Below are 20,123 nucleotides of genomic sequence, written 5' to 3' on the forward strand. Positions count from 1 at the left end.
AGACGGGGATTTTCTGTTGGTGCGTCTACAGCACGTCCGAAAGGAAGCCCTTCAGGCGGTCCGTTGCGGGCGCCGTGAAGATCTGCTCGGGCGGACCCGATTCGACCACCACGCCGGCGTCCATAAACGTGACGGTGTCTGAGACGTTGCGGGAGAAGCCCATTTCGTGGGTCACTACCACCATGGTCATGCCGCCCTTGGCGAGGTCGGTCATCAGGGCCAGGACGCCCTTCACCAGCTCAGGGTCAAGCGCGGAGGTGGCCTCGTCAAAGAACATCACCTCAGGCTTCATGGCCAACGCACGGGCGATTGCGACGCGCTGCTGCTGGCCGCCGGAGAGGTTGGCCGGACGGGCATCAGCTTTGTGCTTGAGGCCCACCAAGTCCAGCTGCTCCAGGGCTTCGGCACGCGCCTGGTCGTTGGAGAGCTTCCGGAGCTTGCGCAGCGCGAGCGAGACGTTGTCCAGCACTGTCTTGTGCGGGAACAGGTTGAACTGCTGGAAGACCATGCCGATCCGCTGGCGCAGCTCGTCCGGGTTGTCCTTCAGGACAGACCGGCCATCCAGCAGGATGTCGCCCTGGTCCGGTTCGATCAGCCGGTTCATGACCCGCAGGAGCGTCGACTTTCCAGAGCCGGACGGACCGATGACCGAAGCCGTGGTGCCCTTCTCCACATGGAGGTCGATGCCGCGGAGCACATGGTTATGCCCGAACGAAAGGTGCAGGTTCTTGCCGGTCAGGGTGCCGGAAGTAAATTCCGTCATGCCTGTGCCCCCTTGCCGATAGGTGCCGCCAGCTCGTCCGGTTCCTTCTTCTCCGGCCGGCCGGTACGGAGCCGGTTGTCGATGAAGTTAACGAAGTGGGTCAGCGGCACGGTCAGGATCAGATACAGAACGCCGGCGGCCACCAGCGGCGAAAGGTTCCCCGTGTTGGCCATCGCATCGTTACCGATCCGGAAAATCTCGCGGTCGGAAGCAGCCAGGCCCAGCACGAACACCAGGGAAGAATCCTTCAGCAGCGAGATGAACTGGTTCACCAGGGCAGGCAGCACGCGGCGGATGCCCTGCGGCACCACCACCAGGCGCATGGACTTGCCATAGCTGAAGCCCAGGGCACGCGAGGCCTCCAGCTGGCCTTTCTCCACGCTCTGGATGCCGGAGCGGAAGATCTCACCGATATAGGCGCCGGCGATCAGGGTCAGAGCCAGGATCCCGAGCGGATAGGGGTTCCGGTTATCCGTGAGTTCCCGGGCAATGGGGCTAAGCCCGATTCCGATCACCAGAATCACCAGAATGGCGGGCAGGCCCCGGAACAGGTCGGTGTAGATCCGGGCTGCCCAGCGGGCCACGGGATTCCGGGAAATACCCATGAGTGCGAGCAGCAGCCCCAGCAAGGAGCCGAGGACGCCCGAGGCCAAGGCCAGGATCAGGGTGTTGGGCAGGCCCACCGTGAGAAGGGAGGGAACGACTTTCGCCATTTCCTCCCAGTTGAGGAACGTTTCACCCAGCTGGTCCAGGAGATCCATAAGCGGTTAGGCCCAGATCAGCTCTGGGGAGCCGGAGCAGCTTTGCTTCCCGGCTTCCAGTCGGCGGGGGTCTCGCGGTCCGGGTACCATTCCTTGGTCAGTTTGGACCAGGTACCGTCAGCAATTACAGCGTCCAGGCCGGAGTTCAAAGCGTCGATCAGGGCCTTGTTGTCCTTGTTCACGGCGTAAGCGGTGAAGTTCTGGGTGTTCACCACGGACTCGGCGATGACAGTTCCGTCGCCGTCCTTCACCTGGCCGGTGGCCTGCTGTGAGGGTGCCACCCAGGCATCGATCTGGCCGTTGCGCACATTGGCGTACACGGTGGCATAGTCCGGGAAACGGACCGGCTCGAGCTTCAGGGTGTTGGTGACGTAGTCGTCCTGGACCGTGCCCTGGACGACGCCGATGCGGACATTGGCATCCAGGTCTGCGAAGCCCTTGACGTCGCTGTCGGTCTTGGCAACGACAGCCATAAAGCCGAAGTCGTAGCCGTTGGTGAAGCCCACGTTGGCGCGGCGGGCGTCTGTGGTGGAGATCGAGGACGATCCCAGATCGAACTGCTTGGTCTGTACCTGCGAGAGCAGGGCCGAGAAATCGGTGGCCACGAATTCAACTTCGAGGCCAAGCTTGCTGGCAACGGCGCGCAGCAGCTCGTTGTCGTAGCCGGTGAACTTGCCAGCGGGGTCGATGAAGATGTTCGGCGGCGCGTCGGAGAGCGTGCCAACCTCCAGCTTGCCTTCGGTGTTGAGGCCCAGCTTGGTCTTGTCGATCTGGTCCAGCGGCGTGACGTCGGCGGTGGTGTACTTGTCCAGCGTCTGCTGGTCGCTGCCGGCGAGGGCATCGGTGGGCGTGCCGCTCGGCTGGGCCGTTCCGCTACCGCAGGCGGCCAGCGAGACAGCAAGGGCAACCGCGACGGGAACGCTGGTCAGCCACTTCATGGCTTTGGTCTTCATGAGAAAGTCACTTTCATCAGAGTCATAAGTTCAACCGGGCCTAAGGCTGCGCGTGCGGCGCCGGGCGCCTTGCTCCGCATTACCGGCCGGCCGGGGCGGGATTACCGCTGAACTTAATCATCTCATTTCCGGCTTTCAGCCCTTTCCGACGAATAAAGTCTTGTTCCAAGGCGCGGTTAGCCGAATAAAGGAACGATTGAAACTATTCCTGAACATCTGATGAATGAATGCTGCCCTCGCGGCCGAATCTGAGGGTTCCGACGGCGGTAGTCCGCGGTTCCGGCCTAATTGTGAGTTAGCTCTCAGCTAGAAGTCGCCGCTGGCGTCTTCCGGGGGGAGGACGGGCCATTCGCCTTCGATCACGGCGGCGGGCTTGGTCTTGCGCAGGTAGTTCTGGAAGTCCGCCGCTTGGCTGACAGCCCAGTCCTTTTGCAGTTCGTGAAGCTGGCTGGCCGGCATCTTGAGCTTAGGGAACTTGATGGCCATGGCATCCAGCATCCGGAGCGTGGCCAAAGCGTCCGCGGCCGACGTATGGGCATTGTCCAGCGTGATGCCGTATTCCTCACACAAGGCGGTCAATGTGCGCTTACCCTTGCGGTATCGGTCCACCTGCTTGTTCATGATGAACGGGTCCAGGACGGGGAAGCGGCTCAACTGCCGGACGCCGTACCGGGCGGACTCTGCGGCCAGGACGGTGAAGTCGTAGCTGGCGTTGAAGGCAATGACCGGAATGCCGGCGTCGAACAGGTCCTGGAGGACCGTTGCAAGTTCCCCGGTGACTTCATGGGCAGGCCGTCCCTCACGCCGGGCCTGCTCCGTGGTGATGCCGTGGATATCGCTGGCCTCGGTAGGGATGTCGACGCCGGGATCGGCCAGCCATTCGTGTTCAGTGATGACGTCCCCCTTGTGGTCCACCACGGTGACCGACGCCGTGACGATGCGCGCGGCACGCGAATTCCGTCCGGTGGTTTCGAGATCGAAGGCTGCGCGGGGGAGGGTGTTCCAGGTGGTCATGCTTCAACGCTACCGGCCAGCACCGACAGGATCGTGCAGCGCCACTGCCGCTAACCTTGATGTATGCGGACTGGGTACATTGAGGCGGTGCTCGCGCTGGTCGAGCTGGTTCCACCCGGCACCGGACTGGCCTACGGCGATGTGGCCGAGCTGCTGGGGTCCGGCGGTCCGCGGCAGGTGGGCCACGCCATGAGCCATTACGGCAGCGACGTCGCGTGGTGGCGCATCCTGAAGGCAAGCGGCCAGGGTCCGGAAGGCCACGAGGCCGAAGCCCTCCGCCACTACCTGCAGGAGGGGACGCCGCTGCTCGGCAACCACGATGCTTTCCTGCGCACCGGGGACGGCAAATGGCGCGTGGACCTGATGGCAGCACGCTGGGCGCCGGGCGAGGAAGACTTCGACCGGATCGACGCTATTGCAGAGCAGCTGGAGCGGCGGCTGCATAGATTGTCGGTGGCTGATGATGAAATGTCTGTGTGACCGTAACAATCCCCGAAGTTGACCCCGCCGAGTCCGTACGCACGTCAGCCAGGCCCGCGTCCGCGGCCGGACGTTCCGGCGGAACGGGCCTGCGGCTTCTCCCGCCGCGGCAGCTGCACGCCGACGTTCCGGCGTTGTCTTCGGACCAGCGCGAGGCCGTCGACGTGCCACACGGTTCCGGGCCCGTCCTGGTTCCCGGAGCACCGGGAACCGGAAAATCAACGGTCCTGATCGAAGCCGCCGTCCGTCGGGCCCTGCAGGACGGCGTGGACCCGGAGCGGATCCTCATCCTGGCGCCCGGACGCCTCGCCGCCGACTCACTCCGCGACCGCTTCACCGCACGGCTGGACAGGAGCCTGAGCACCACGCCGGCCCGGACCTGGGCTGCCTACGCGTTTGACCTGATCCGGCGGGCGAAAGCAGAAGGAATCCTTCCGCTTCCGCGCGCGCCGCGCCTCCTGTCCGGCCCGGAACAGGACCTCATCATCCGCGAACTCCTGGAGGGCCACCGGATGCCCGGCCTGGAACTTCCGTGGCCTGCCGACCTGGAAGCGGCACTGGAGACGCGGGGCTTCCGCCACGAGGTACGCCAACTCTTCGACCGGATCATCGAATCCGGCCGGACCGCCGGTGACCTGGAGGAGCTGGGCGACCAGTGCGGCCGGCCCGACTGGATCGCCGCGGCGGCGCTATACGCCGAGTACCGGGACGTCCTGGACCTGCGCATGCCGGAGGCCTTCGACCCCGCCGGCATCATCACCACGGCACGGCAGATCTTCCAGGATGCGCCTGACTTCCTTGCCGCGGAACGCGATCGTCTCCAGCTGGTGCTGGTGGACGATGTGCAGGAGGCGAACCCTGCCGTTTTCGAACTGCTCGCCGACATCGCCGCCGGCAAGGACTGCTATGTCGCCTACTCCCCGGACACCGTTGTGCAGGGTTTCCGCGGGGCCAGGCCCGACCTGGTCGCTGAGCTGCCGCGCCTGCTTTCGACGGAAGCCGGCGTCATCGAGCGGCCGCTGTGGCACACCCATCGGCACGCCCCCGCCATCGCCGAGGCCTGGCTCGGCGTCGCGGGCCGGATCTCGCAGCGTGCGGGCGGCCAGCTGGCAAGGCGGCTCAAGCAGCCCGAACGCCTGGCCGGAACCGCGCACGGGCCCACCGCCGTCGTCGAACCCCAGCCGCAGTCCGCCGGCACGGTGGAAGCACACCTGGTGCCGTCCCCGGTCCACGAACTCAGGTACGTTGCCCAGCGCATCCTGGACCAGCACGTCAATCATGGCCGCGACCTGGCCGAGATCGCCGTGATTGTACGTAACGGCGGACAGCTCAGTGAGCTGCAGCGCTACCTCACGGGCCAGGGGATCCCGGTGCGCGTTCCGGTAGCCGAGTCGGCGGTCCGCGATGAAGTGGCCGTACGCCCGCTGTTGGACGCCTACGCCATAGCCCTGGATCCCGAGTTGTTGACTCCGGAAGCCGCCGTTGCGCTGCTGACGTCGCGCATCGGGGGTGCCACGTCCATTGAATTGCGCCGGCTCCGCCAGTCGCTGAGGCGGGAGGAGCTGCTGGGCGGCGGCGGACGGACCAGCGACGCGCTGCTGGTTGAAGCATTATTGGAGCCCGGCGCCCTGGGGACGCTGGGACTGGAAGGCCGTTCAGCGCGCCGGACCGCCCGCATGATCCAGGCAGGGCGGAGCGCCGCCGCCGAGCCCGGCGCCAATGCCGAGACCGTGCTCTGGGCCCTGTGGCACTCCACCGGACTAGCCAACGCATGGACCGAATCTGCCCTCACCGGCGGTTCCCACGGAGCCCGAGCCGACCGGGACCTTGATGCCATGATGGCGCTCTTCCATACAGCCGAGCGCTACGTGGACCAGATGCCGGGCGCCGGGCCGGAGCAGTTCCTCGAGTACCTCCTGAACCAGGAGTTGCCGATGGATACCCTGGCCGCGCGGGCCCAGGTGGACGACGCCGTCGAGCTGATGACCCCGGCCAGTGCTGCCGGGCGGCAGTGGCCGGTGGTCATTGTGGCGGGGCTGCAGGAAGGCGTCTGGCCCAATACCCGGCTACGCGGTGAGCTGCTGGGCAGCAGCCTGTACGCTGACGCCGTCGAGCATGGGGTCAGCTATGCATTACAGCTGGACCCGCTGAGCCGGCTGCGGGAAATCCGCTACGACGAACTCCGCAGCTTCTCCACGGCCGTTTCCAGGGCCTGCGAGATGCTGATCTGCACCGCTGTTTCGTCCGAGGACGACCAGCCGTCGTCCTTCCTCGACTATGTGGCGCCGCTTGAGCCGGGCGCCGAGGGCAGGGGCTTCACGCCGGTGGAACGGCCTATGACCCTGCGTGCCCTGGTGGCCGAACTGCGGCAATATGCGCAGCTGGATGGAAAGTATGAGCCCGAAGCCGCCGAGGCCGCCAGGGTCCTGGCCGGACTTGCCGCCGCGGAACCGGCGGTCCCGGGAGCGCATCCGGACAGCTGGTGGGGCCTGCCTCCTTTGACGACGTCGGAACCGGTTGTCCCGCCCGGAGGGACGGTTTACGTCTCGCCGTCGAAAGTGGAATCCGTGCAGAAATCACCGCTCGACTGGTTTGTGCAGGCGGCCGGCGGAGAGGCCGCCACCGACTTCGCCCGGAGCCTGGGCACCCTGGTGCACGCCATCGCGCAGGACCTGCCGGAAGCCTCCGGGGGCGAGTTTGTCGCCGAACTCATCCGCCGGTGGCCAACCCTGGGGATGAAGGACAACTGGGAAGGCAAACTCGACTTCCAGCGTGCCGAAACAATGGTGCGCAAGCTCGCCCAGTACGTCCTGGTGATGCGGAGCGAGGGCCGGAGCCTGCTGGGCGTCGAGCAGGACTTTGAGGTCCGGCTGCCCGACGTTCCGCCGGCGGACACCGGGCAGGACGATGCCGAGTCCGTCGGAGATTTGGCCGGCGGGACCGACCTTCCCCGCGCCGCCGTGCTCCGCGGCCAGGTTGACCGGCTGGAGATCGACCCCGAAGGAAGGCTGGTCATTGTGGACCTCAAGACGGGCAAAAGGCAGCCTGGCAAGACCGAGCTGTCCCGCCATCCCCAGCTGGGTGCCTACCAGGCGGCGGTCCTGGCGGGCGGTTTCGCCGATGTACACGGAATGCCCGGCTCAGCAGGACCCAACGCGGTAGTACCGGGCTCACCTTTGCCGGGCGGCGCCGTGCTGGCGCAGCTCGGTACAACAACCAAAAGCCCTGGCGTCCAGCAACAGGATCCTCTGGAGGCCCAGGACAACTGGGCGCTGGACATGGTCACCGATGCGGCCGCGGTAATGTCCGGCAACAGCTTCGAAGCCAGGCATGACCCGGCAAAGAGCAGCCACGGGGGGCACGGCTGCAGGCTCCCTGAAGTCTGTCCGCTCTGTGTCCGCGGAAAGCAGGTCACCGAATGAGCCAGCCCCACGTTCCAGGGCCCCTGTTCAGCCCTGAGCAGCTGTCCAGGCTGTTGGGTGAAAAGAACACGCCGACGCCCGAACAGTCCGCCATCATTTCCTCACCCCTGGCTCCCCGGCTGGTGATCGCGGGGGCGGGCTCCGGCAAGACCGCCACCATGGCCGACCGCGTCGTCTGGCTCGTTGCCAACGGCTGGGTCAGGCCTGAGGAAGTCCTGGGCGTAACTTTCACCAGGAAGGCAGCAGGCGAGCTGGCCACGCGGATCCGGGCCAAGCTGGCGGCACTGCAGCGGGTCGCTGCCCAAGACACACGGCACGAAGTGTTCCCTGAGGGGCTGCTCAGCAGCGACGCCCTGGAGCCCAAGGTGTCCACCTACCACTCATTTGCCAGCGGCATCGTTTCTGACTACGGGCTGAGGCTGGGCGTGGAACGCGACGTTGTGCTGCTCGGCGGAGCCCAAGCCTGGCAGCTCGCCAGCGAAGTGGTGGAAGCGTTCGACGGCGAGTACAGCCACTTCAAGGCAGCCAAGTCCACACTGGTCAAGGCAGTCATCCAGCTCGCGGGGGAGTGCGCAGAGCACCTGCAGGAACCGGCCGACGTCGAGGCCTGGCTTCTGGCGCGGCTTTCTGAGTTTGAAGAACGTCCCTACGTGGCCGGGGCGAAGAAGAACGCCCCCCAGGCGGCCGGTGAGCTGGCTGCGATGCTGCGCACCCGGGCAAGCGTGGCTGACATGGTGGGCCGCTACGCCGCCGCCAAGAAGTCACGGGGGGCATTGGACTTCGGCGACCTGGTGGCACTTGCGGCCCGTGTGGCCCGGGAGATCCCCCTTGCTGCGGACATGGAACGCCAGCGCTACAAAGTGGTGCTCCTCGACGAGTTCCAGGACACGTCGTATGCCCAGCTGGTCCTGTTTTCGCGGCTTTTCGGCGACGGCCACGCGGTCACCGCCGTGGGGGACCCCAACCAGTCGATTTACGGCTTTCGGGGTGCTTCGGCAGGCCAGCTCTTCCACTTTGTCCGTGAATTCCCTGTCCGCGTGGACGGGGACGACGGGCCGGGACGCTTCACGCTGGCCCCTACGTCGTACCTCACGACGGCGTGGCGCAATGGCAGGGCCATCCTGTCCGCCGCCAACATCATGTCAGAGGCCTTAGGGCGCGCCGAGGCGCTGAAGGCGCCTGCCGGCAGCGCCGCTGAGGGCAGCACTTCGGCAGGCAGCACCCCGGTGGGCACCGCCGCGGAAGGCACTATCCCGGTGGGCACGGCTACCGCGGCAGCGAATGTGCCGCCCCTGCAGCCCAGTCCCTTCGCGGTGGAGGGACGGGTGGTGCTGGGCCGCTTCGGCACAGACCTCGACGAAGCCGCCGCCCTTGCCGAGGACGTCATAAAGTACCGGGTCACGGACTTTGAACGTGAGGCCGACGGCACACCCGTGCCGCCCGCACTGGCTGTCCTGTGCCGGCGGCGCGCCCAGATGGAAACCATCCGGCGGGAGTTCGAGGCGCGGGGGATTGCCTACGAAATCGTGGGGCTCGGCGGACTGCTCGACACTCCCGAGATCGTTGATCTGGTGGCCACGCTCCGGGTGCTTGCCGATCCCGGGCGCTCGGACTCCCTGATGCGCCTCCTGGCCGGCGCACGCTGGCGGATCGGGCCGGCAGACCTGATGGCCTTCCGAGACTGGTCCAGCCACCTCGCACGCCGTCGCGGCCGCCCCGCCGGCGCGGCCACGCCGGAGGACGGGGCCGCTGACGCGTCCGACGAGGCCGTCATCGAAAGCGACCTGACGGACGGTGCCAGCCTGGTTGAAGCGCTGGACTGGCTGCCACGCGAAGATTGGACCTCTTCTAACGGTCGGTCGCTGACCGAAGTGGCCCGCGACCGCCTCGGAAGGCTTTCGACTGAACTCAGGCAGCTGCGCGGCTACCTCGGGGACGACCTCACCACTCTGCTCGGCGAAGTGGAACGCGCCATGTTGCTCGACATCGAAGTGGCAGCACGCCCGGGGACCAGCATCCACCAGGCCCGCCGAAACCTGGACGCCTTCCAGGACGCGGCGGCCGGCTTCCTCCGGACCTCGCACCGGGTGGACATCCTCGCCTTCCTTGCCTGGCTGGAAGCTGCCGCGGCCGAGGAAAACGGCCTCGAAGCTCCGCCGTCGGATATCAACCGCGAGGCTGTGCAACTGCTGACCGTCCATGCGTCAAAGGGCCTGGAATGGGACGTCGTCTTTGTACCGGGCCTCAACGCCGGCGCCTTCCCCAGCAACAAGGACTCGCGCTGGAGCAGCGGCGCGGCGGCCCTGCCGTGGCCGCTGCGGGGGGACCGTTCGGATCTGCCCCAATGGGATACTGACCAGCCAGACCAGAAGGGCTGGCTGGATGCCGAGAAGGACTTCAAATCAGCCGTCCAGGTCCATGGTGAGGGCGAGGAACGCCGCCTGGCGTATGTGGCCTACACCAGGGCAAAGCACGTCCTCTGGGTCTCCAGCGCGGCATGGGTGGGCTCCAGGGCAGGCCGTGCCGAGATGTCACCGTTCCTCGCTGAACTGGAACAGCTTGTCGGCTCCGGCCCCAACACGGCCCCGGTGGACGCCGCGGAAATCTCTCCCGCCCTGGTCCATCCGGCGTCAGTGGAGGAAGTCTCCCTGCCTGAAAAGAGCCCGCTGACCACGGAGACGGAGGTGGCCGGATGGCCCTATGACCCCCTCGAAGGTCCCGTGGATGCGCGGACCGGGGAGCGCCTGCGGGTTGTTCCCGGCAGGCGGCTGGCCATGGAGGGCGCCGCGGCACGCGTCCGGGCCGCGTTGGAGCCCGAGGACTCTGTGCCGGTCCTTGAGCCTGTATCCGCCAATGAGTCCGGGCCAAGGCTCCGGGGCAATGCGGCGGGCTGGGCCAGGGAAGCTGCGTTGCTGCTGGAACGGCGTTCCAGGCGCGCCTCCGGGCAGGACGTTCACTTGCCCGGCCACATCTCTGCGTCCACACTGGTGGATCTTGGCGAGGACCCGGCGGGGGTAGTGGGCAGGCTGCGAAGGCCTGTTCCGCGTGAGCCCGGCATGTCGGCGCGGAAGGGCACGGCATTCCACGCCTGGGTTGAAGAGTACTTCGGCGCAGCCGGCATGCTGGATCTCGGCGAGGCCCCCGGCTCCGACGACCACATTGATGCCGCCTACGACCTTGACACCATGGTGGCCACTTTCAAAGCCTCGGAATGGGCCGAGAGGTCACCGGCTTTTGTCGAAGTGCCGGTGGAAACGCGCGTGGGCGACGTGGTGGTCCGTGGACGAATCGACGCCGTCTTCCATGACGCGGACGGGAGGTGGGACCTCGTGGACTGGAAAACCGGCCGTCGGCCGTCTGCCGCGCAGCTGCGGGCCAAATCGGTGCAGCTGGCCGCGTACCGGCTGGCTTGGGCCCGGCTCAAGGGCGTGGCGGTGGCAGACGTCAGGGCCGCCTTCTTCTACGTTGCGGACAACCAAGTGGTGCGGCCGCACGATCTGGGCTCCGCTGAGGAGCTCGAACAGATTGTGGCCGCCGCCCTCGATGTCAATGCTCCGTGAAGTCGGTGCCCGCTGAGGTCAGTGCCCTGACCCCAGGAGGTGCTCCCGGGTGTCAGTGCTTCCTGACGTCGACGATGCTGATGGCCGCGGTGGACGTGTCCTCGGCGGACGGGCGTACTGACGGCTTGTCCGCCGGTGACTCGTCTGCAGAGTCTTCGTCCGACGGTGCTTCGTTGCCCGGGAGGGGCTCAGCCGGGATAGGGCTGACTTCCACCGCGGGCACCACCGGAACAGGCTCCACCGACGGGACGGGCACGGGGACGACGGTCACCGCCGGAGCAGCGGCCACACCCACCGCGTGGGACTGGGCTGCCGGGGACTGGGCGGCGTCGTCGGCCACGGCAGCCAGGGCGGGCAGTGGCTCGACACTGATGGCCTGGCCGCCGTGCTCTTCGACGTCGGCCGCGAGGGTTTCCAGCATGCCTTCGGCTTCGGCAACCATACCTGCGTCGCCGGCAGCGATGCCCTTGACCAGGTATTGCGCCAACGCGAACTCGGCAGACAGGGCAGCTCGCCGGAGCAGGTGCTGGTCCGGGGCGTCGCGGCGACTGCCGGTGTAGCTGGCAAGAACTGCGTCCACGAAATCCTGTTCGTTCGAGGCAACCAGCCAGGCGAAGTCGTCGGCGGGATCCCCGATCCGCAGGTCCGTCCAGCCCGTAACGGCCGTGACGCGGCCGCTTTCCACGAGCAGGTTGTCCTCATGGAGGTCCCCGTGGACAACGCACGGGTTGAACCGCCACAGTGAGACGTCTTCAAGGGCATGTTCCCAGCGGAGCAGCAGCGACGCCGGGATCTTTCCGGTTGTGGCCGCCTGGTCGAGCTCGTTGAGCCGGCGCTGGCGGAATTCGTTGGGCGTGTAGCTGGGCAGGTCGGCATTGCTGACCAGGGAGTGCGGAAGATCATGGATGGCCGCCAGCGCTGTCCCGATTTCCCGGGCGAGCGCGGCCGGACCCGCGGTGAGTTCTTCCACACTTTGCGTGCTCCCGGCCAGGTGGGAGTACACAAAGGTGCTGAGGTTACCAAGCCGGACGCTGCCGGCCACCGTGGGCATCAGGAAGGGCAGCTCGGCCCGGATGGCCGGTACGAATGCCCGGAGGACGAGGAACTCCGTCTCGAGCCTGGCGCTTGCTTCCGCATGCCGCGGCGACCGGACCCGCCACTGTTTGTCTTCCGAATCCAGCAGCAACGCGGAGTCAAAATCCGCGGGATCGTCCGCAGCGGAGCTAACGGCGGTTGGGGTCAGCCCGGGGACTGCCGCGGTTGCTACGGCTGCCAGTTCGATCGGTTTTCTTCTCACCGTTCCACGGTAGATTGAGTGGCGTCCAAGACAACGATGTGCGGCGGCGAGTCTCCAGATATGCAGCAAAAGTCGGCTTCCGCACCCGGTCCGGACGTCCACATCACCTGTCCCGCCGAATGTCCCCGCCGAATGTAAATTGTCAGTCCGAGTCAGTACGGTGGACACATGAGTCATGCGGAGTCCGCTATACCGGCCTACCAGCCGCAGGCAGCCCAGCTGCCGGCCAACCACCTGTTCGATACCGTACTGCCGGTTCTCCCGGCCGCCGTGGACCGCGGCTCCGCAGACCGTGTCCGGCCAGGCATGGTTGAGGAATTGCTGGACAGCGAACACACCCGGGCAGTGGTCCTTGCCGGGCGGCAGGCCCTGGTGCAGGGTAACGAGCTTCTGCTGCCCGCAGCCGCCCAGTTGCTGGCTGACCTGCGGGACCGTGGCTCAGCCCCGGAACAGGTCATCTATCTTGGCGCCGCGCTGGACGGCTCGGACCTTGCCGCCGGCACCGAAGTGGTCCTTGTTGTCCTTCCTGAACCTGCCGAGCCCGGCACTGCCGGAATCCCGGCCAACGCGCAGTGGGCTGGCTTCCGCGACATCGCTGCCGTCCTGAACCCCACTGACACGGCGTTGTTCGTCGAGGCCAGCGCCATCGCCAACTGGCATGCCGGCCATACGCATTGCCCCCGTTGCGGGGCCCGAACTGCCGTGGAGGCCGGCGGCTGGGTCCGCCGCTGCCCCCAGGACAGCTCGGAACACTACCCCCGGACGGATCCGGCCATTATCGTCACGGTGGTGGGGCCGGACGGACGGCTGCTGCTCGGTGGCGGCGGGCCGGTTGACGCGAAGAACTACTCCACGCTGGCCGGATTCGTTGAACCAGGCGAATCCCTGGAACAGGCCGTCGTCAGGGAAATCCACGAGGAAGTGGGCGTCCGGGTCACGGGCTGCCAGTACTTGGGCTCGCAGTCATGGCCGTTCCCGGCCTCCCTTATGCTTGGATTTACCGCCATCACCGAAGACGCCGTGGCAAAGCCCGACGGCGTGGAGGTAACCCGTGCGCGCTGGTTCAGCCGGGAGGAACTCCAGGACGCGGTTCTTACCGGCGAAATCACCATCTCCAGCAGGCTGTCCATTGCACGCTCGCTGATTGAGCACTGGTATGGGGGCCGGATCATGGACCGCACGGACACCTGACACCCGGAACAGGCATCACCATTGGCCAGACGCCAGCACGTGGCAGTCGCGACAACAGAGCAGCAGAAGTGACCACAGAGAATTTTGACAGTGCAGAGTCCCTTGAGGAACGAATCCTTGGGGGACTTGACGCTGAACAGCGCGAGGTCGCCAGCACGCTGAACGGGCCGCTGTGCGTCCTTGCTGGTGCTGGCACCGGCAAGACCAGGGCCATTACGCACCGGATTGCGTATGGCGTGCACTCAGGTGTGTACAGTCCCCAGCGGCTCCTCGCTGTGACGTTCACGGCCCGGGCCGCCGCGGAAATGCGCAGCAGGCTGCGGGACCTCGGCGTGGGCAACGTCCAGGCGCGCACCTTCCACGCCGCCGCCTTGCGGCAGCTGCAGTTTTTCTGGCCGCAGGCGGTCGGCGGCACGCTGCCCAACCTGCTGGACCACAAGGCCCAGATGATCGCCGAAGCGTCCCGCCGCCTGCGGCTCGGCACTGACCGCGCTTCCATCCGGGACCTCGCCTCCGAAATCGAGTGGGCCAAGGTCTCCATGCTGACCCCGGCCAACTACCTGGAGAACGCACAGGGCAGGGGAACGCCCGGCGGGTTCGACCTCACCGCCGTCGCCCGGGTCTTCCAGTCCTATGAGGATGTCAAGACGGACCGCAACGTCATTGATTTTGAGGACGTACTCCTGATCACGGTGGGGATCCTGCAGGAGGACCAGAAAGTCGCGGCCACCGTTCGTGAGCAGTACCGGCATTTTGTGGTGGATGAGTACCAGGACGTTTCGCCGCTGCAGCAGCGCCTCCTGGAGCTGTGGCTGGGCGGGCGGGACGAGCTGTGCGTTGTGGGCGATGCGAGCCAGACGATCTACTCGTTTACCGGCGCTTCGCCCAAACACCTGCTGGGATTCAATGCCCAGTACCCTGAGGCTAATGTGGTGAAACTGATCCGGGATTACCGTTCCACGCCGCAGGTGGTCAAGCTGGCCAACGATCTGCTGGCCGCACGGCGTGGCGGCGGGCCGGTGGCCGATGCTGCTTGGGCGGCTCCGCTGCAGCTGGTGGCGCAGCGGCCGGCGGGGCCTGTCCCACAGTTCACCGAGTGCTCCGACGATGAAGCCGAAGCCGCCACGGTCGCCATCAAGATCCAGGAACTGCTCGACGCCGGCACTCCCGCCAGCCAGGTGGCTGTCCTTTTCCGCACCAACGGGCAGTCCCAGGCCTACGAACAGGCGCTTGCGGCCGCCGGCATCAGTTACCAGCTCCGTGGCGGTGAGCGGTTCTTTGCCCGCAAGGAAGTGCGCGACGCCATCCTTCAGCTGCGCGCGGCAACCAGGGCCGTCGCAGAAATCGCGACGCCGGAACCGCTAGGCCAGCTGGTCCGCGATATCGTCGCCTCGCTCGGCTACACGGACGCCCCGCCCCACAACGGAGGCGCGCTGCGCGAACGCTGGGAGTCCCTGGCAGCGCTGGTGGCGCTCGCGGACGAGCTGGTCCACGTCCGCGGCGAGCAGTTCAGTCTCAGTGACTTTGTTAATGAACTCCAGGAACGGTCGCTGGCGCAGCACGCTCCCACTGTCCAGGGCGTGACGCTTGCATCGCTGCACGCCGCGAAGGGCCTCGAATGGGACGCCGTGTTCCTGGTGGGCCTCTGCGAAGGCCTGATGCCCATTTCCTTCGCGGACACACCCGAATCCGTGGATGAGGAGCGCCGGCTGCTCTACGTGGGCATCACCCGCGCCCGCGAGCACCTGTCCCTGTCCTGGTCCACGGCACGGACACCGGGCGGCCGGGCCAACCGGAAACCCTCACGCTTCCTCGACGGGCTCCGGCCCAACTCGGTGGCCAGCTCCAGCGCCCGCGGAAAAGGGCCGGCGCCGCGCCGGAAATCGGCTGCCCCCGCCACCTGCAGGGTCTGCGGGAGCATGCTGGTCAGCGGCGCCGAACGGAAGGTGGGCCGCTGCAACGACTGTCCTCCCAGCTACGAAGAACAGACATTTGATGCCCTTCGGCAGTGGAGGAAGGAAATTGCGTTGGCGGCCGAAGTGCCGGCGTTTGTGGTCTTCACGGATGCCACGCTGACGGCCATCGCAGAGGCCAAACCGTCCACGCTGGAGGAACTGGCGGCGCTGGCCGGCGTGGGTCCGTCCAAGCTGGAACGCTACGGCGAAGACGTGCTGCGGGTGCTCGTCGAAAGCACCACCCTGTGACCCGCCGGCCGGCAGGACAGGAGACCCTCCCCGTCACCACGGCGGACGGATCACCGGTTGAGGTGCGGCGGTCGGCCCGCCGGACCAGGACCGTGGCTGCCTTCTGGGAGAACGGGACGGCAGTGGTGGCCATTCCGGCCCGGTTCACCGCCGCGCAGGAGTCTGAATGGGTGCACCGCATGTTGGAGAAGCTGCACCGCCAGGGGGAGCGGCGCTCCCGCAGAGGAAGTAAACAGCCGGCCACTGATACTGCCCTGGCCGCCCACGCCGCAGCCCTTTCGGCCCGGTACTTCGGCGGCAGGGCAGTCCCGACGTCGGTCCGCTGGGTCAGCAACCAGAACTCGCGCTGGGGCTCCGCAACGCCGTCGGAAGGATCCATCCGTCTCTCCGACAAGCTCCGGCCCATGCCGCAGTGGGTCATCGACTATGTCCTGCTGCATGAGCTCGCGCACCTGCTGGTGGCCGGGCACAATGCCGCGTTCTGGAAGCTGTTGGAGGCTTACCCCGACACGATGCGGGCAAAGGCGTTCCTGGAAGGCGTCTCGTTCGCCACCTCCCGGGGCTTGACCGCGGGCAGCAATGATTCAGAGCCGGGCGACGCCGACTAGAGCGTCTCTCCTAACCGTCGCCTAATGCTCGGGTCGAGCCGGGGAAATGGTTGCTTCGCAGGGGGATCATGTGTCAGCCTCGAAGTGATCCCGTCGCCGGGGCGACGGCGGGCAACAGGGAAAAGAGCACGGCATGGGACTCATCCATATCGACCTGTTCATCACGCTCGACGGCGTCGCGCAGGCGCCCGGCGGGCCGGACGAGGATGCTGACGGCGGCTTCGCGTTTGGCGGCTGGCAGGCGCCCCTCCTGGATGAAGTCGTCGGCGAGCAGGTCGACTCCGGGATGGCGGGGATGGACGCGCTGCTGCTTGGGCGACGGACCTACGACATCTTCGCCGCGTACTGGCCGCACGCGGACGGGGGAATTGCGCGGCTGTTCAACCGCCTCCCGAAATACGTGGCCTCGCGCCAGTCGCCGGCCCTCGAGTGGGCCGACTCCACACTGTTGGGTCCTGATGTCGTCGCTGCCGTGCGCGAACTGCGCGACCGGCACGCGAACATCCACGTCATTGGCAGTCTCGACTTCGTGCAGACCCTATTCGCCGAGCGGCTCTTTGACCGGCTCACGCTCTGGGTGTATCCGATCCTCCTCTGCGGTGGAAAAAAGGTTTTCGCCGACGGGGTGGTTCCGACGAACCTCAGACTCATCGAGCCGGTCGTCGCCTCACCGAAGGGTGCAGTGCTGCAGCGCTACGCGCTCGCCGATGGCACGCCTGGCGTCGGCGATATGTCGGCCAGCGACCAGGCAGGCTAGGTTGAAGCTGCGTTCCACGACATTGCGCCGCAACACACCCTAGGCGCCGTCGCTCGAATAATTCAGCTGTACCACGCCATTGCCGAACGTCCGTGTCCCTTCGAGCCTGAGGTCCATCCGGACATCAGGGGCCTCGAACAGCGGCCGGCCCTGCCCGACGACCACGGGATGGACGAGGATTCGGAATTCGTCGATCAGGCCGTGCCGCATCGGCAGTGGGCCAGTAACCGGCCATCAGCTCATGGGTGACGCGCCCGAACATGAAGGCCCCCATCGTCCGGAACTGCCCGTTCAAGTGGCGGAGGAGTTCGTCATCCACCAGGTGTACTGTGCGGTCCGGTTAACCCTTGGGCTGCTCACCGTCGCCGGTGGGCTGGTCGCCGTCGTCACCGCCTTCGGAATCATCCTGCGGCGCGTTGTCGAAGCCGCCGCTCAGCAGCTTCTGCAGGGCGTCGTCCACTTCGCTGTCGCTGGCCTCGGACAGCTGGCGGCGGCCACTGAACCCCTGCGGGTCGTCGAGGTCCTCGGCGGTGGGGAGGAGGTCCGGGTGCTGCCAGATGGCATCGCGTCCGGCAATGCCCCGTTCGTCCTTCAGCGTGGCCCACAGCGTGGCAGCCTCGCGCAGGCGGCGGGGGCGCAGTTCGAGTCCCACCAGGGAAGAGAAAGCGTGTTCCGCCGGACCGCCGGTGGCACGGCGTCGCCGGACTGTTTCCCGGAGCGCACCGGCGGAGGGCAGCAGTTTCTCTGTGGCCGAAGCGGTGAGCTCGTCCACCCAGCCTTCAACGAGGGCCAGGGCCGTCTCAAGCTTCTCAAGCGCCTGCTCCTGAGCAGGGGTCCGCTGCGGCATAAAGACACCCTGGGACAGCGCTTCCTGGATGCCTTCAGGGTTGCTGGGGTCCAGGTCGCGGGCCAGCTCTTCAATCCTGGAAGTGTCGATATGGATGCCGCGGGCGTAGGCCTCGATGGCGCCGAGCAGGTGGCCGCGCAGCCAGGGGACCTGAACAAACAGCCGTGCATGGGCTGCCTCGCGGACGGCCAGGAACAGCCGGATGTCGTTCTCCGGCAGGCCCAGGCCCTCGCCGAACTTCGACACGTTGGCTGGCAGGAGCGCCATTTCCAGGTCAGCCAGGGGAACACCGATGTCCGTGGAGCTGACAACTTCGGCGGACAGGGCACCGATCGCCTGCCCCAGCTGCATCCCAAAGATCGCGCCGCCCATGTTCTGCAGCATGGAAGAGGCCCCGCCCATCATGGACTTCATCTCTTCGGGCATCTGTTCGGTCATGGCGCTGGAGAGCGCGTTGGCGATGCTGTTGGCTACGGGCTCGGTCAGCCGCTTCCATGTTCCAAGGGTGGCTTCCACCCACTCGGCACGCGACCACGCACGGCCGATCAGGCCGGTGGCAGGAAGGTCGGTCACGGGATCGAGCCACAGTTCGGCCAGCCGCAGGGCCTCGTCGACTTCGCGGGTCTGCAGGGACGTGACGGACGGGTCGGCGCTGCTGGCGGCAACCCGGCGGGCGTTCTCGTGCGCGAGCTGCCAGTTGACGGGCCCTTCGGAAGGGGCGCTCATCATGGCCTGGACCTGGGAGAACATCTGGGCCAGGAGATTGGGGTCGTTCGGCAGGCCGGCTGCCTTTGCGAGTTCGGCGGGGTCGAAGTTTTCCATGCCCTTGCCGCCCATCAGGTTCTGCAGCATCTCGGTCAACGGATCCTTCGGCGTATCGTCGCCGTTGGACGGATTGAGTGGGTTGGAGGTCATGATCCCGCCGATCGTCGGTGTGACTGTTCACTTCACGGTACCCCGGGCAGGGGCGGCTGTCTGCCGGACAGGCGTCACGTTCGCTGTAGGCAAAGAGCTGGCGGGGGGCGGCACCGCGTAGTGTTGATTCAGTGACTACAACCCGCGGCGATCATCCGCATGAGGACCACGCTCCAGAGCTCGACGCCGGCACCACAGGGAGTGCCGCGGCGCCCGGAACGGGTGTGGCCGGCCCCCCGCCAACAGGGCAGAATGCCCCCCGCAGCGCGCCGCCCGGGGACCGGCGGGTGTCCGTGATGATGCTTTCCGGCGTCCTGGCGCTGGGTCTGGGGATCGCGGCCGTCACCGTCCCGGTGCCTTATGTTGTGGAATCTCCCGGACCCACCTTCAACACAATCGGCCAGAGCCAGGGCAGTCCTGTCATCAGCGTGACGGGCCAAGAAACCTATCCAGCCAAGGGAAATCTGGACCTGACCACCGTTTATGTCGACGGCGGCCCCAACGGCCCGGTGAGTGTCCTGGGTGCCTTCACCGCGTGGCTTGACGGGTCCAAGTCCGTTCACCCGGTGGAACTGCTCTACCCCAGCGGCACCACTAAGGAAGAGGCCGACGAACAGAGCTCCGTGGCTATGACCTCGTCGCAGGAGAACGCTGTCGCCTCGGCGCTCAACGAGCTCGACATTCCCTTCGGCCAGCAGCTCCAGGCCGCGGGGCTCCCCGACGGTTCGCCGTCGGCGGGCAAGGTTGAAAACGGCGACATCTTCGAATCGATCAACGGCAAGCCCATCACATCGCTCGCCGTCGTGCAGGAGGAACTTGCCGCCGGCAACGGAGCGCCGGCCACCCTGGTGGTGCAGCGCGCAGGGGAATCCGTCACACAGACCATCACCCCCATGAACAACGGTGCGGGCCGCTACATTCTCGGAGTCATGCTCAAGTACCTGTTCACGTTTCCGTTCGACGTGAAAATTTCCCTGGACAAGGTGGGAGGGCCCAGCGCCGGGCTGATGTTTTCGCTGGGCATTATCGACACGGTGACACCGGGGGACTTGACCGGCGGCAAACATGTCGCAGGAACGGGGACCATCACCCCCGACGGCACCGTAGGTCCCATCGGCGGCATCCGGCAGAAGATGCTGGGCGCGCGTGCCGGGGGAGCCACCGTATTCCTCGCCCCGGCAGAAAACTGCGACGAAGTTGTGGGCCATGTGCCGGAGGGACTGCAGGTGCTCAAAGTGGAGAACATCGCAGAGGCGCGCCACGCCGTCGAGCTCGCCGGATCCGGGCAGGACACGGGCGCTTTGCCGGTCTGCGCCAGCAACTAGACTGAGGCCAGGAACTAAGCTTTACC

General features: G+C 66.6%; 15 protein-coding genes. 8 read left to right on the forward strand and 7 right to left on the reverse strand.

Going from position 1 to position 20,123, the window contains the following annotated elements:
* Window positions 1–25 precede the first annotated feature (25 nt).
* The 4 genes from ACVWY0_RS00330 to ACVWY0_RS00345 form a co-directional block, all read right to left on the reverse strand.
* Window positions 26–763, reverse strand: coding sequence for an amino acid ABC transporter ATP-binding protein (locus ACVWY0_RS00330; RefSeq protein WP_111908517.1), 738 nt, complete (start codon window positions 761–763; stop codon window positions 26–28).
* Window positions 760–1,524 (reverse strand): amino acid ABC transporter permease, encoded by a 765-nt coding sequence (locus tag ACVWY0_RS00335; RefSeq protein ID WP_485834967.1) that lies wholly within the window; start codon window positions 1,522–1,524, stop codon window positions 760–762. Before ACVWY0_RS00335 ends, ACVWY0_RS00330 begins: the two co-directional genes overlap by 4 nt.
* A 17-nt stretch (window positions 1,525–1,541) precedes the next feature.
* Window positions 1,542–2,477, reverse strand: a complete 936-nt coding sequence (locus tag ACVWY0_RS00340) for a substrate-binding periplasmic protein (protein WP_485834968.1) — start codon at window positions 2,475–2,477, stop codon at window positions 1,542–1,544.
* A 306-nt stretch (window positions 2,478–2,783) separates the two neighbouring features.
* A complete protein-coding gene (locus ACVWY0_RS00345; protein WP_485834969.1) occupies window positions 2,784–3,491 on the reverse strand; it encodes an exonuclease domain-containing protein in 708 nt (235 codons plus the stop codon).
* 63 nt (window positions 3,492–3,554) lie between these two features.
* Here ACVWY0_RS00345 and ACVWY0_RS00350 point away from each other — a divergent pair, with 63 nt between their 5' ends.
* The 3 genes from ACVWY0_RS00350 (at window position 3,555) to ACVWY0_RS00360 (ending at window position 10,953) form a co-directional block, all read left to right on the forward strand.
* A complete protein-coding gene (locus ACVWY0_RS00350) occupies window positions 3,555–3,971 on the forward strand; it encodes an MGMT family protein (RefSeq protein ID WP_485834970.1) in 417 nt (138 codons plus the stop codon).
* Between the two features lie 89 nt (window positions 3,972–4,060).
* A complete protein-coding gene (locus ACVWY0_RS00355; RefSeq protein WP_485835187.1) occupies window positions 4,061–7,393 on the forward strand; it encodes an ATP-dependent helicase in 3,333 nt (1,110 codons plus the stop codon).
* Window positions 7,390–10,953, forward strand: coding sequence for an ATP-dependent helicase (locus tag ACVWY0_RS00360; protein WP_485834971.1), 3,564 nt, complete (start codon window positions 7,390–7,392; stop codon window positions 10,951–10,953). Before ACVWY0_RS00355 ends, ACVWY0_RS00360 begins: the two co-directional genes overlap by 4 nt.
* Window positions 10,954–11,005: 52 nt before the next feature.
* Here ACVWY0_RS00360 and ACVWY0_RS00365 read toward each other — a convergent pair whose 3' ends face one another.
* On the reverse strand, window positions 11,006–12,250 hold the full coding sequence (locus ACVWY0_RS00365; protein ID WP_485834972.1) for a macrolide 2'-phosphotransferase: 1,245 nt from the start codon (window positions 12,248–12,250) through the stop codon (window positions 11,006–11,008).
* 168 nt (window positions 12,251–12,418) lie between these two features.
* On the opposite strand from ACVWY0_RS00365, the gene nudC reads away from it, so the two are divergent.
* The 4 genes from nudC to ACVWY0_RS00385 all read left to right on the forward strand — a co-directional run bounded on the left by nudC (window position 12,419) and on the right by ACVWY0_RS00385 (window position 17,010).
* Window positions 12,419–13,441 (forward strand): NAD(+) diphosphatase, encoded by a 1,023-nt coding sequence (gene nudC, locus ACVWY0_RS00370; protein WP_485834973.1) that lies wholly within the window; start codon window positions 12,419–12,421, stop codon window positions 13,439–13,441.
* A 68-nt stretch (window positions 13,442–13,509) separates the two neighbouring features.
* Complete coding sequence (locus ACVWY0_RS00375) at window positions 13,510–15,645, forward strand: ATP-dependent DNA helicase UvrD2 (RefSeq protein ID WP_485834974.1); 2,136 nt, start codon at window positions 13,510–13,512, stop codon at window positions 15,643–15,645.
* On the forward strand, window positions 15,642–16,253 hold the full coding sequence (locus ACVWY0_RS00380; RefSeq protein ID WP_485834975.1) for a M48 metallopeptidase family protein: 612 nt from the start codon (window positions 15,642–15,644) through the stop codon (window positions 16,251–16,253). Before ACVWY0_RS00375 ends, ACVWY0_RS00380 begins: the two co-directional genes overlap by 4 nt.
* Before the next feature lie 133 nt (window positions 16,254–16,386).
* Complete coding sequence (locus tag ACVWY0_RS00385; protein ID WP_485834976.1) at window positions 16,387–17,010, forward strand: dihydrofolate reductase family protein; 624 nt, start codon at window positions 16,387–16,389, stop codon at window positions 17,008–17,010.
* Between the two features lie 39 nt (window positions 17,011–17,049).
* Here ACVWY0_RS00385 and ACVWY0_RS00390 read toward each other — a convergent pair whose 3' ends face one another.
* The gene (locus ACVWY0_RS00390; RefSeq protein WP_485834977.1) at window positions 17,050–17,220 is read right to left on the reverse strand and encodes a dihydrofolate reductase family protein; all 171 of its coding nucleotides are present in this window, start codon (window positions 17,218–17,220) and stop codon (window positions 17,050–17,052) included.
* A 130-nt stretch (window positions 17,221–17,350) separates the two neighbouring features.
* Window positions 17,351–18,772, reverse strand: coding sequence for a zinc-dependent metalloprotease (locus ACVWY0_RS00395; protein ID WP_485834978.1), 1,422 nt, complete (start codon window positions 18,770–18,772; stop codon window positions 17,351–17,353).
* A gap of 131 nt (window positions 18,773–18,903) precedes the next feature.
* Between ACVWY0_RS00395 and ACVWY0_RS00400 the strand changes: the two genes are divergently transcribed.
* Window positions 18,904–20,097 carry a YlbL family protein gene (locus tag ACVWY0_RS00400; protein WP_485834979.1) on the forward strand — a complete coding sequence of 398 codons (1,194 nt, stop codon included), beginning with the start codon at window positions 18,904–18,906 and terminating at the stop codon, window positions 20,095–20,097.
* The last annotated feature ends 26 nt before the right edge of the window (window positions 20,098–20,123 follow it).

It is taken from the genome of Arthrobacter sp. UYNi723, from assembly GCF_054057635.1.